Annotated in this window: 10 protein-coding genes and 1 pseudogene; all 11 read right to left on the bottom strand. The window is 64.4% G+C overall.

What is annotated here, in order from left to right; translation table 11 throughout:
* Window positions 1–10: 10 nt before the first annotated feature.
* Entirely contained in the window at window positions 11–475 is a 465-nt protein-coding gene (locus ACIU1A_RS22860; RefSeq protein WP_404925353.1) for an NfeD family protein, read from the bottom strand.
* 24 nt (window positions 476–499) lie between these two features.
* Window positions 500–1,450 (bottom strand): SPFH domain-containing protein, encoded by a 951-nt coding sequence (locus ACIU1A_RS22855; protein WP_140624323.1) that lies wholly within the window; start codon window positions 1,448–1,450, stop codon window positions 500–502.
* Window positions 1,451–1,539: 89 nt separating this feature from the next.
* Window positions 1,540–2,784: an NAD(P)/FAD-dependent oxidoreductase gene (locus ACIU1A_RS22850; protein ID WP_404925352.1), complete on the bottom strand. Its 1,245-nt coding sequence runs from the start codon at window positions 2,782–2,784 to the stop codon at window positions 1,540–1,542.
* A gap of 55 nt (window positions 2,785–2,839) precedes the next feature.
* Window positions 2,840–3,905: pseudogene (hemH, locus tag ACIU1A_RS22845) on the bottom strand (ferrochelatase).
* Between the two features lie 134 nt (window positions 3,906–4,039).
* Window positions 4,040–6,064: a 5'-nucleotidase C-terminal domain-containing protein gene (locus ACIU1A_RS22840; protein WP_404925351.1), complete on the bottom strand. Its 2,025-nt coding sequence runs from the start codon at window positions 6,062–6,064 to the stop codon at window positions 4,040–4,042.
* Between the two features lie 204 nt (window positions 6,065–6,268).
* Window positions 6,269–6,646 carry a hypothetical protein gene (locus ACIU1A_RS22835; protein ID WP_140496275.1) on the bottom strand — a complete coding sequence of 126 codons (378 nt, stop codon included), beginning with the start codon at window positions 6,644–6,646 and terminating at the stop codon, window positions 6,269–6,271.
* A 186-nt stretch (window positions 6,647–6,832) separates the two neighbouring features.
* Window positions 6,833–8,278, bottom strand: a complete 1,446-nt coding sequence (locus tag ACIU1A_RS22830; RefSeq protein ID WP_404925350.1) for a homospermidine synthase — start codon at window positions 8,276–8,278, stop codon at window positions 6,833–6,835.
* A gap of 109 nt (window positions 8,279–8,387) precedes the next feature.
* Window positions 8,388–9,311, bottom strand: coding sequence for a DUF3445 domain-containing protein (locus tag ACIU1A_RS22825; protein ID WP_140522392.1), 924 nt, complete (start codon window positions 9,309–9,311; stop codon window positions 8,388–8,390).
* 3 nt (window positions 9,312–9,314) lie between these two features.
* Entirely contained in the window at window positions 9,315–9,977 is a 663-nt protein-coding gene (locus ACIU1A_RS22820) for an aminotransferase class IV family protein (protein ID WP_404925349.1), read from the bottom strand.
* The gene (locus ACIU1A_RS22815) at window positions 9,926–11,089 is read right to left on the bottom strand and encodes an aminodeoxychorismate synthase component I (protein ID WP_404928000.1); all 1,164 of its coding nucleotides are present in this window, start codon (window positions 11,087–11,089) and stop codon (window positions 9,926–9,928) included. The genes ACIU1A_RS22820 and ACIU1A_RS22815 overlap by 52 nt, the downstream gene beginning before the upstream one ends.
* 175 nt (window positions 11,090–11,264) lie before the next feature.
* A complete protein-coding gene (locus ACIU1A_RS22810) occupies window positions 11,265–11,990 on the bottom strand; it encodes a proton-conducting membrane transporter (protein ID WP_140671443.1) in 726 nt (241 codons plus the stop codon).
* Between the last annotated feature and the right edge of the window lie 46 nt (window positions 11,991–12,036).

Below are 12,036 nucleotides of genomic sequence, written 5' to 3'. Positions count from 1 at the left end.
GGAGCCGGTTTCACACCCGCTCGACGGTCAGTTCGAGATCGGTGTCGGCGGCTCCGGTGACGCGCACCTGGGTGCCGGCCGGCAGGTCAGGGCCAGAGACGCGCCACAGCGTGTCGCCGAGCTTGATGCGGCCGCGGCCGTCTCGGATCGGCTCGGACAGCGTCGCCATCCTGCCGATCATCTGCGCCCCACGGCGGTTGAGCAGCGGCTGGTCGGTCGGTTCGTTGCGTCCGCCGATGAGTTTCTTGCCGACGAAGGCCGAGACCAGCGACAGCGCGAGGAAGACGAGCACCTGGACCTGCCAGGTCCAGATGGCCGCATCCCAGACCAGCAGCGATACCGCGCCGACGATCAGCGCGGCGATGCCGATCCACAGCATGAAGATGCCCGGCGCGATGATTTCCATCACCAAAAGCACGAAGCCCAGAACCATCCAGTTCCACGGGCCGAGTTCGGAAACGATGCGGTCGATCATGGTTTTGATCCACTCACAAGGATATCAGTTGTCGCTCGGCCTGACGACCGGAGGTCGTGAGACCTGCCGTTGCGTGCCGGCCGGCCCGTCGCCCTTGAACACTTCCCTGGCGATCTCGCCGATGCCGCCCAGCGAGCCGATCAGCGACGACGCTTCGAAAGGCATCAGCACGATCTTGCTGTTGGTGGCCGAACCGATCTTGCCCAGCGCTTCGGTGTATTTCTGGGCGACGAAGTAGTTGAGCGCCTGCACATCTCCCTTGGAGATCGCTTCCGACACCACTTGCGTGGCGCGGGCTTCCGCTTCGGCGGAGCGCTCGCGTGCCTCGGCATCGCGGAAGGCGGCTTCCTTGCGGCCTTCGGCCTCGAGGATCTGCGACTGCTTGAGGCCTTCGGCGGCAAGGATCTGCGCGCGTTTGTTGCGTTCGGCCGTCATCTGCCGGCCCATCGATTCGATCAGGTTGGCGGGCGGATTGATATCCTTGATCTCGACGCGGGTGATCTTGATGCCCCAGGGATGGGCCGCTTCGTCGACCACGCGCAGCAGGCGCTCGTTGATCGCGTCGCGGTTCGACAGCAGCTCGTCGAGATCCATCGAGCCCATCACGGTGCGGATGTTGGTCATGGTCAGGTTGAGGATGGCGTTCTGCAGGCCGGAAACCTGGTAGGCCGCCTGCGCCGCGTTGAGGATCTGGAAAAAGGCGATGCCGTCGACACCGACGATGGCGTTGTCGCGGGTGATGATCTCCTGGCTCGGGACGTCGAGCACCTGCTCCATCATGTTCAACTTGGCGCCGATGCGATCGATGAACGGCACGATGAGGTTGAGGCCTGGCGACAGCGTTTTCGTGTAACGGCCAAAGCGTTCGACCGTATAATTGTAACCTTGCGGGATTGTCTTTATGCCTTTGAACAGCACCAGCACGACAAGAGCGACCAGAACAATAATCGCGATATCGAAACCACTGAAATCCATTTGGCTCTCCCTCAAGAGGCAAGCCATGGGAGCCATTCTCCCGCAGCCGGCTTCAGCAAACACTTAAGTGTGTTTCAACAACGTTACAATCAGGTGATGAGGGATTGTTTGTGTCGCTGCTGCCGGTGGCTGAAGGCGAACAGGCTTGCGTCCGTATCTTCCGATCCGGCGATGGCGGCAGAAACGATTTCGGAAGCGATTTGCGAGAAGGCGATGCCGTTGCCGCCATAGCCCATCACGGCCTGGATGCGCGGATGCCCAGGGATGGCGCCGATATAGGGCAGGCCGGTGGTTGTGGTGCCGAAGGAGCCGGTCCAGGCGAAATCGGGCCTGGTGTCCAGATCCGGGAACAGGCGGCCGAGCTTCCTGGCCAGTCTCAGGCTCTTGCCGGCGATCAACGCGTCACGCCGTTCCTTGTCGATAAAATCCTCGTCTTCGCCGCCGCAGATCACCCTGCCGTCGGCTGTCGCCCTTGCATAAAGATAGGGGTCCGACGCTTCCCAGATGAGGGCAGCGTCCGGCCAGATCTTTCGCGGCTGCGGGCGTGTGGCGATGGCCCATGTCGAGATGACGCGGTGGGCGGCTGCCGGCACGATGTCGGTCAACTCGTAGCCGGTCGCGAGCAGGACGTGCTGCGCGCTGATTATGGGGCCGCCCTTGGTGGCGACGACGACCTCCTTGGCGCTGTCTTCGATCGTGGTCGCCTCGACCGGGGCGTAGAGGCGCGCCTTGCGCTCCAGCGCCTTCAGCAGCAATCCGGCGGTCAGTTTGCGCGGATCGAGCGCGATATTGCCGTGGCTGAGGATGGCGCCGTCGCGCTCGATGCCGAATCGCGCAGCCAGCGGCGCAGGGGCGAGATAGGTCGCGGCGATGCCAGCCTGTCGCCGCGCCTCGGCCTCGCCACGCAGCTGCGATGGGCCAAGCGCGGTGCCGGCCAGATAGAGCGAGGGGGCGCGGCTCAGGCGGCAGTTGATGGAGAGCTCGGCTATGCGGCCGGCAAGGTTGGAAACAGCCAGACGCGAGCGCCGCCAGGCCTGCTCCGCCGAAGCCTTGCCGATCATCCTGCCGAGCGCCGTCAGCGGCTGGTCGATCTCGAACTGCACCAGAGCGGTGGTCGCCGACGTCGACCCTCTCAGCGGGCCGCGCCGGTCGATGCAGACCACCGAACGGCCATCCGCCGTCAGCGCTTCTGCGATCATGGCGCCGCTGATGCCCATGCCTATCACCAGCACATCGGCCTTGGCGTCACGGGCCAGAGCGGTTGTCGGAACCGCGGGTGCCCGATAGGCGGACCAGACTGGCCGGCCGCTTCTGAGGTCGAGCTTGCGGGGCATCGATGGTCTCCGGAAGGCGCGCCTCAACGCCCCGGAACGTCCATTGTTCCCGGTTTCAGATCCAGCCGGACAGTTCGCGCCGCACCATCGCCTCGATCACCGCCATGCCTTCGGGACTGTCGTTGAGGCAGGGGATGTGCGCGAATCTTCCGCCGCCGGCATGATGGAAGGTTTCCGCCGCCTCGCGGCCGATCTCGTCCAACGTTTCGATGCAGTCGACGGAAAAGCCGGGGTTGACGATGGCGATCGATTTCACGCCGTCCTTGGCCAGTTTCTCCACCGTCTTGTCGGTGTAGGGCTTGCAGCCATTCCTGTGCGCCGAAGCGCGACTGGAAGGTGGTGATCAGCTTCTTCTCGTCCCAGCCGAGCCTCTCGCGCAGCAGCCGTGTCGTCTCGAGGCAATGCTCGCGGTAAGGATCGCCTCTGTCGGAATAGGGTTTCGGGATGCCGTGGTAGGAGGTGATGACCACCTCCGGTTCGAAATCGAGGCTGGCCAGATGCCGTTCGATCGAATGGGCGAGCGCCTCGATATAGACCGGTTCGGCATAATAGGGCGGCACGCTGCGGACGGCAGGCGCCGCACGCATCTTCATCAGCGCCCGGAACAACTGGTCATTGGCAGTCGCCGTGGTGGTGGCCGAATATTGCGGATAGAGCGGAAAGGTCAGGATGCGGTCGCAGCCCTGCGCGACCAGGCTTTCGGCGACGCTCGCGGTCGAGGGACTGCCGTAGCGCATCGCCCAGCCGACGACCACGTCGGGCAGGTCGCGCAATGCCACGGCCAGCTTCTCGGCCTGGGCGCGGGTATAGGTGCGCAGCGGCGACTCGTTGTTCTCGCGGTTCCAGATCCTGGCATAGTTGGCGCCCGACTTCTTCGGTCGCGTGGTCAGCACGAGGCCATAGAGGATCGGATACCAGATCGCCTTGTTGAGTTCGATGACGCGCGGGTCGGACAGGAATTCGCGGAGATAGCGCCACATCGGCCTGAAATCGGTGCCGTCCGGCGTGCCGAGATTGACCAGCATGACGCCGACCTTGCCCGCCTTGGCCGGCGAATGTCCGGCCGGTCTCGGTCCCACGGTCCTCGCGGGCTTGGCGTCGACAGGGATGGAAGGCGGCATTGCGGGTCTCCGAACACGGCGCGAAAGTAGCGACGCCGCGCTGCTTTTCAATGCAGCGTCTGGCCGCACCTTACCAAAAACAGGACGCCCGCCCTGTTTCGGGCGGGTGTCCCTGCGCGCAAAGGCGAAGACGATTACCTCGGCGGTATGGTCAAGGTCGCGCCGACCGGAAGCCGGCGCGGCTCGTAGTCCTTGTTGGCTTCGGAAATGACTTTCCACCTGGTGCCGTCGCCATAGGCCTTCTTTGCCAGGTCCCAATAGGTATCGCCGGCGACGATGACATGGCTGGTTTCGGCCGGTGCGGCCTCGGCGGGCTTTGCCGGCTCAGCCGGCGCGGGTGTTGCCGGGGCAGGGGCGGCTTCGGCAGGCTTTGCCGGTTCCGCAGGTGCTGGCGTTGCCGGAGTGGCAGGCGTTGCCGGTGCGGGCGCAGGCGCGGCCTCGGTCGACACGGCCGGCGGCGTGTTGGCGATATCGCCGGAGTTGGCAGGCAGATCGGGCATTGCTTCGGCTGGCTTGGCGGGCTCCGCCGCAGGCGCGGCCGCTGTCGTCGCGGCGATCTCGGTGATGCGGCCGTCGAGCTTGGGCGTGTAGGGCCGGTGCGCGCCGAGATAGTCGGCGACCACCTGTTCGAGGCCGGGGCCGTAATCATAGGCGTTCTTGGCCTTTTCGGCGAAAACCTTGTAGCCGTCGCCGCCCTGGCGGACATAGTTGTTGGTGGCGACCAGATAGTCCTTGTCGGGATTGAGCGGCGTCCAGGCGCCGTTCTCCATCACCTCGACAGACTTGACGCGGCCGGCATTGGCCGGGGCGGATTTGTCGAAGGCGTATTTCAGGCCGGCCACCTGCGGGAAGCGGCCGGCGCCGTCTTCGACCTGGCTGAGGCCGCTTTCGAGCCCGGCAACAAGGTCCTTGCCCGAGATCTGGAAGGTCGCCAGCGTGTTCTGGAAGGGCAGCACGGTCAGCACCTCGCCCATGGTGACGGTGCCCTTGTCGATCGAGGCGCGCAGGCCGCCGCCATTGGAGATGACGATCTCGACGCCCTGTCCCTTGACGCGGTCGAGGATGGCGTCGGAGACGAGATTGCCCATCGCGCATTCGCGGGCGCGGCAGCTCTCGCGGCTGCCGTCGATGACGTCGGTGGTCTCGGCCACTTCCTTGTTCTTCAGCGCTTCGATCGGCGCGCCGAGCTCCTTGATGCGGGCGAGCACGGCGGGATCGGGCGTGATCGACTTGTCGAGGAGGATCGGGTCGCCGCTCGCCGACTTGAGGACGCCATTGTCGTCGAACACGATCTTGAACTCGCCGAGATATTTCGAATAGGACGCCGCCTGCACGACCGGTACCTTGTAGCCGTCCGGATTGTCGACCATGGTCGGATAGGGGCCTGCCGCCTTCGGATCGGTGTTGGACAAAAGCGTATGGCTGTGGCCGCCGACGACCACGTCGACGCCCGGGATCTTCGCTATGACATCGCGCTCCCTGTTGTAGCCGATATGGGTCACGGCAACGATCTTGTTGACGCCCTCTCCCTTCAGCTTCTCGACCTCGGCCGTGATCGACTTGACGTCGTCCTCGATGGCGATGTTGGGGCCGGGAGTGGCGAGTTCGGGCGTATCGTTGGTGACGGCGCCGATGATGCCGATCTTCTGGCCGCCGACCTCGACGACGATGGACGGCTTGACGCGGTCGCCGAGCTTGGACTGCGCGTTGGCTTTCACATTGGCGCCGAGCACGGGGAACTTGATCATGTCGAGGAACGGCGCCAATGCCGTTTCGCCGTCGTCGAATTCATGGTTGCCGAGCGCCATGGCATCGAACTTCATGTCGTTGAGGAACTCGCCTTCGGCCTTGCCCTTGTAAGTCGTGTAGAACAGCGAACCCTGGAAATTGTCGCCGGCGCTGAGCAACAGCACGTTCTGGCCTTCCAGCTTCTTGCGCTCCTGCGCGATCGCCGTGACCAGCCGGCCGGCGCCGCCGACGCATTCGCCCTTTGTCTCCTCGTCCGCCGAGCAGGTGGATTCGTATTTGTTGTTGCTTTCGATGCGGCTGTGCCAGTCGTTGATGTGCAGGATATTCAGCGTGTAGTCGGCAAAAGATGCGCCGGCCGACAGGCCCAGCGTCGACGCGGAAAGGGCGGCAATGGCGGCAAGCTTCTTCATCTTCGTCTCCCGGATAGGCTGATCAGAGCCGTTTAGCGCTCTTGCTTGACCGGTCTATAACAGCCGGCTTTTTCAGCCATGTTCCCATCGCGTTCCGGAGCATGCAAGGGGAAATCGGGGCAAAATCCCGTTGATCTCTGCTGGGCACAAAAAAGGACGGCGGCCATTGGCCGCCGTCCTTTGGAGGTTTGAATGCCTGGTGGTTCAGGCCCGCCGGGTCAACACGAAATTCTGGCCGGAGCCGCTGGTGCAGTTGAGCTGGCTGGTGGACACCAGCAGGCAATTGAAGCTGACCGGCGTCTGCCGGATCAGCGAGGTTCCGTGGATCTCGACCGATGTGGCGCCGGTCATCGTATAGGTGCCGTCGGACAACTTCTGGCCGGTGTCGGTCGCCACCGTGGTGAAGGTTCCGCCGGCAAAGGTCGAAAGACCGGTGCCCTTGGCGTCGATCCAGGAGCCTTCGACGCCCTTCGGCGCGGCCCCTATCGACGGCTCGTCGGGACCGCTGGTTGCACAAGCGGCCAGCCCCACCATCGTGGCCGCCGCAACACTCATCGAAAGAATCTTGCGCGCAATGGTCATGTAAAAATCCTCTCCTCGCCCGTCGGCCCGAAATCGGAAAACGACTTTCGGAAAGCACGGTGCATGCATCCAAGTTTCAAGAGCGCAGTTCATGCGTCCAGATGGACGCGGCTTGCTCCCGTCCGCATCCTTCAATCGCCCGATTTCCGGGCGATTGCAAGGCAGTGAGGCATGCTTGGCGCGACGCTATCGCACCAGGATGTTGCGGAATTGCCACGGGTCGTTCCGGTCGAGGTCCTCCGGAAACAGGCCGGGCCGATTATCGAGCGGCGTCCAGTCGGTATAATAGCCCTTCACCGGTCCGAGATATTGCGACTGCACGTCCAGACAGCGCTTGTAGTTCATCTCGTCGGCCTCGACGATGCCGGCCTCGGGGTTCTCCAGCGCCCAGACCATGCCGGCCAGAACCGCCGAGGTGACCTGCATGCCGGTGGCGTTCTGGTAAGGCGCCAGCTTGCGCGCTTCCGCGAGCGACAGTTGCGAGCCGTACCAGTAGGCGTTCTTGTCATGGCCGTAGAGCAGCACGCCGAGCTCGTCGACGCCATCGACCAGTTCGTTTTCGTCCAGCACATGGTGTACCGGTTGCGCCTTGCCGGCGGCGCCGAACATTTCATGCAGCGACAGCACCGCGTCGTTGCAGGGATGGTAGGCGTAGTGGCAGGTCGGGCGGTACTGAACCTTGCCCTTTTTGGAGCGCACGGTGAAGAAATCGGCGATCGAGATCGCCTCGTTGTGGGTCACCAGGAATCCGTATTGCGCACCTGGCGTCGGGCACCACGAGCGCACGCGCGTGTTGGCGCCGGGCTGCTCCAGATAGATTGCGGCCTTGGAACCATGCTTGTGTTTCTTGCCGTTCTTGGGCATCCATTTCTCATGAGTGCCCCAGCCGAGTTCGGCGGGCTGCAGGCCCTCGGAGATGAAGCCCTCGACCGACCAGGTGTTCCAGAACACCTCCATCGGCTTCGGCTTCTTGGTGCGCTGGGTGTCGCGCTCGGCGATGTGGATGCCCTTGACGCCCGCCTTCCTCATGAGCTTCGCCCAGCCCTCGCGGTCTTCCTGCGCGGGTTCCGAAAAATCGAGGCCGAGATCGGTGGCCAGGTTGACCAATGCCTGCTTGACGAACCACGAGACCATGCCTGGATTGGCGCCGCAGGTGGAGACCGCGGTCGCGCCGCCGGGCTTGTCGTGCTTTTCCTTGAGCAGCGACTCGCGCAACGCATAGTTGGTGCGGCTGGCATTGTCGGCCTCGGCATCGAAATAGAAACCGAGCCATGGCTCGACGACCGTGTCGATGTAGAGCACGCCGAGCTTGCGGCAGAGTCGCATCAGATCCACCGAGCCGGTGTCGACCGACAGGTTGACGCAAAAACCCTGGCCGCCGCCATTGGTCAGAAGCGGAGTCAGGAGCTTCTTGTAATTCTTCTCGGTCACCGCATCCTGCATGAAGGTGATGCCGCGCTCGTCGAGCAGCGCGCGGTCGGTGCCGAGCGGGTCGATGACCGTCATGCGCGATTTGTCGAACTTGAAATGGCGCTCGATCAGCGGCAGCGTGCCCCGTCCGATCGAGCCGAAGCCGATCATCACCACAGGGCCGGTGATCTCACCGTAAACGGGCCAGTTTTCATTCGCCATTTTATCGAGCACTCCTTCAGACAGGTGCAAACCCGGGCATTCTCGCCCAACGGGCATGCGCTACATCACAGATCATTGTCATAAACCAGTGAAAAGCGCCAACCGCCGGTCAGGCGGCGTTCGCCATTTGGTTAAGGACGCCGACCAGCCGGTCGCGGTCTGATGTCAAGCCCTTGTAATCGAGCTGGGCGATGTCGAGCGCTTCGAGCTGGGCAGCGAAAGCCGGAGCCAGCGTTGCCCGGTCGGGGTGATGCGCCAACGCCGCCAGCGGGTCGAGATGAATGCGGATGGTGAACAGGATGTCGCCCGAGACGGGCAATTTTCGAAGCGTCTGCCGCTCGACGCGGATGAAGGCGTGGGCATTGGCGTCGCCATCGGCAAATCGCGACGGGCGGCTGGCGGCGCGCTCGATTCGCTCGACATTGGATAGCGGATGGTAGAGCGCATCGCCCGATTGAATCGACCAGTTGTAGCGCTCCACGGCCTGGCCCTGGAGGCCGTCGAACATGCGGTTGATCAGCTCGGCCGGCCGCGTGCCAGGGCCAAAACCCGGCACGGGCGCATGGATCTGCTGCAACGGCTTGCCGAATTTTTCGAGCAGCGACCAGGACGAGGGAAAGCAGAGCGAGCCGGCGGCGAGCCGCCAGCCGTCTTCGCCGCGGCGCATCAGGATCAGGTCTTCCTGGACGAGCAGCGAGGCCGCGACAAGCGGCGCCTTGGCGAAGTCGCCCTCGGGATTGCCGGCGGCGCCGATCACCTCGACCCCGCCACTGGCACGCCGATGGGTCTCGGGAAATGCCCGCGGCAAGTGCGCTTCGAGCAGGTCGAGCACTTCGCGCTGGGCATCGCGCGTGCCGTCTTCCTCGACGAACACGGTGCCGGGCATTTCGGCATAGAGCCGCTGCTTCTCGGCGAGGAACGGCAGGAGATGTTCGTCGACTTCGATCCAGTCGGCCAGGGCAAGCGGCTTCAGCCCGATGGTGAACAGCTTGGACGAGCCATCATAGGGCGTGTGGGTGGGCAGCGATGTCATGCTTCAGATCAGTTTTGCCGGGATCAAGCCGCGCAGTGAATTGCCGACATAGAGCGCCCTGGCGGATTTCAAGTCGTCAAAGCTGTAGATCGCCTCGCGGGCGCGGCCTTCATCCAGAAGCGCGCCGCGCAATACGCCAGGCAGCAGCCCGCAATCGAGGCGGGGCGTCAAAAGCATGCCGTCGCCGAAATCGGCGAAGACATTGGTGATGGTGCCTTCGCACATCTCGCCACGCTCGTTGACCAACAGCACTTCGTCGGCCTGGGTGATGAGGTATTCGGCGCGGGCATGCGCGTAGACCTGCCGGTGGCTGGTCTTGTGGCGCAGCAGCATGTCGTTCGAATCGAGCCTCGTGCGCGCCAGCCGCAGCGTCCAGACCTTATCGGCGGCGAGCGGCTCATAGGGCTGGACCGAGGCGGCCGTGTCGCCACTGCGCGCCAAAGCCAGGCGCGTGCGCAAGGCGTTGCGCGCGCCGTCGACAGCCTTGCCCAACACGTCGCCGATCCTTTGCGGGTCGCAGGCAAAACCGAGTTCGGCCGCCGAACCATAGAGGCGCGCCAGATGCCGCTCGAAGCGCAGGAAGCCCATGGGCGGCTCCCAGCGCATGGTCTCGATCAATTCGAAACCGGCGGCGTTCCCGTCGCGAAGCGGGCTTTCAAGAGACACTCCTGATACTCCTCCTGCGCGGTTGAATCGAAGACGATGCCGCCGCCGACATTGTAGACGGCCTCGCCGCCGGGAAAGAGCGAGATGGTGCGGATCGCCACGGAAAAGCGCATCGTGCCGCCGGGCGCGATCCAGCCGATGGCGCCGCAATAGACATCGCGGGGCGTGCCTTCAAGGTCATGCAGGATCTCCATGGCGCGGATTTTCGGCGCGCCGGTGATGGAGCCGCAGGGAAACAGCGCTGCAAAAATCTGGCGGATCGTGAGGCCCGGCAGCAGCTTCGCCCTGACGTCGCTCACCATCTGGTGGACGGTCGGATAGGTCTCGATGCGGAACAGCTCTGGCACTTCCAGCGTACCGACCTCGCTGATCAGCGAGATGTCGTTGCGAAGCAGGTCGACGATCATCCGGTTCTCGGCCTGGTTCTTCTCATCATTGCGCAGGAAGGTTTTCTGGCGCTCGTCGTCGGCTTCCGTCGCACCACGCGGCGCCGTGCCTTTCATCGGATGGGTCTCGACCATGCCCTGGGCGTCGATCTCGAAGAACAGTTCGGGTGAGCGCGACAGCACGACCGGATCGCCAAGCGAAACCAGGGCACCATATTTCACCGGCTGGCGTTCGGTCAGCGCGTCGAAGGCGGCGAGCGGATCGCCCGACCATTGCGCATGCACCGGGAAGGTCAGGTTGCCCTGGTAGCAGTCGCCTTGCCTGATGTGCCGGTGCAGCCGCGAGAACCGCTTCTCGTAATCCTCGAACGACCATGTCGCCCTTGCATCGAAGATCGGGCCGTTGGTCGCCGCCGCCTTGCGGGGCGGCACCGGCTCTTGCACCGGCGCGTCAAAGACGCCCAGACAGACCAGCGGGGCGCGGCGCCCGGCCGGCAGCAACGGAACCAGCTTCGGCTCCAGCAGGTAGCCCGCCTCGTATGAGAAATAGCCGGCAAGCCATTTGCCGGCGTCATGAGCGGCCTGGGCCGCCTCCAGTGCGGCCGGGAAATCCCGGGCCTCGTGCGCCGTGATGATGTCGTCCGGTCGGTCGAAAACGAGCTGGCGCGCGCTTTCGTCATTGCGGAAAATTGCGGCGGGCAGGGGCATGGAACTCGGGGCGTGGATCGATGAAGCCAATGATGGCTCTATATGGGGGGCAGCCGCGCGCAATCGAGGGAGCGGCACCTTGCCACTTAAACCCGACCTGTCGCCCGATCCGTGGGCAGACCTTGCGGCCAAAAGCAAACCGGCGGCGCTTCGTTCGCGCCGCCGGCCGCAATCGTCGGATCTGCCCTGTCGCTCAGGTGTTGCTGGCGGTTCCAGCCGACGGAAACTGCCTGGCGAATTCCGCCTCGTTGCCGGCGGCGAGCAGCTTGGCCTGCTCGATCCAGCGCTCGCGCGCGATACGGCCGTCGAAATTCATGACGTCCTCGATCCGCTTGATATCAGCGGCTGTCCAGGCGGCGATCTGGGCAAAGCTGGTGACGCCTTGTGCCCTGAGCAGCTTCTCGTTGACCGGGCCGATACCGATCAGCCGGCGCAGATTGTCGGGTTTGCCGGAAGCCGCCTTGGCCGGCGCGGCCTTCGCCGGTGCCGCCTTCCTGGGCGCCGCGCTGGCCTTGGGTGCCGCCTTGGCGGCAGCGGCCTTCGGCGCGCCAGTCTTCGCGGCGCTGGAAGCGGCCTTGGCCGCAGCCGGCTTCCTGGGCGCCGGCTTGGCCGCCGGAGCGGATTTGGCAGGGGTGGGCGTCGACATCAAGGCGGCCGGCGCCGGGGTCGCCGCTTTTGCCGGACCGGAGCCGGTCGAGGCCTCGCGCAGCCGGCGCTCGAGGTCGGCGCGGGTGCGCCCACAGGCATCCAACTCGCCGGTCAGGCGATCGCTGTCGGCCCGCAGCCGGTCGCGCTCGCTGCGTGTGCGGTCGAGGTCGCCGCGCAAGCTGTCGAGCTCACCGCGCAGGCGTCCCCAGATGAACCAGCCAACCAGCACACCCACAAGGAACGCCAGGAGCATGTAGAAAAAAGTGCCCATTGTCTCTCTCTCCAGTCAGATCCGTCTGCCGCGGCATTGGATTTAA

Origin of the sequence: Mesorhizobium maamorense (genome assembly GCF_044998965.1) — a bacterium.
Classification (GTDB): domain Bacteria; phylum Pseudomonadota; class Alphaproteobacteria; order Rhizobiales; family Rhizobiaceae; genus Mesorhizobium.
Note: the sequence above shows the minus strand (reverse complement) of the source record. Positions and strands in the feature narration are given on the sequence as shown.